We start from the raw sequence: 515 nt of genomic DNA on the forward strand, positions 1-515 counted from the left end.
GCGGCCGGACCGGCTCGCCGATCATCGATCCGGGTCTGCAACCGGCGCTGATCACCGCCGGCGCGGCCGCGCTGCTGGCCGGCGGCGCCGCGCTCGGGCAGATCGCACTGGCCCTGGTGGTCGCGCTGCTCCAGCTGCTGACGGCGGCCGGCTGGTTCCGGCTGAACGGCATGTGGCCCGCCCGGCAGGGCATCCTGCTCGCCGCGCTGGCCGGCTTCACGGCGGACGTGGCGGTGCTGCTGGCGGACTCCGACGGCGGCGTGGCGGCCGTGGTGGGCACCCTGGGCGGGTTCTTCCTGCTCGTGCTGGTGCTGCAGACGTTCCGTCCGTCGGACCCGAAGGAGCGGTTCTACGCGCTGACCGTGCTCGGTTCGGCCACCGTGGTGACGGCGCTGTGCACCGCGCTGCTGGTGGCCGACTGGGTGCCGGCCGGGGTGGGCGCGGTCGCGCTGGCCACCCTGCTGGCCGCGGCGCCGCTGCCCGGGCCGAAGCAGCTGGGCCCGGTGCTGGGCCTG

1 pseudogene is annotated in these 515 nt (G+C 76.5%); it reads left to right on the forward strand.

What is annotated here, in order from left to right:
* A pseudogene (locus KS423_RS47020) lies at window positions 1–515 on the forward strand (hypothetical protein); the annotation flags it as partial.

Source organism: Streptomyces sp. LS1784 (assembly GCF_020103755.1).
In the GTDB taxonomy this organism is placed as follows: Bacteria; Actinomycetota; Actinomycetes; order Streptomycetales; family Streptomycetaceae; genus Kitasatospora.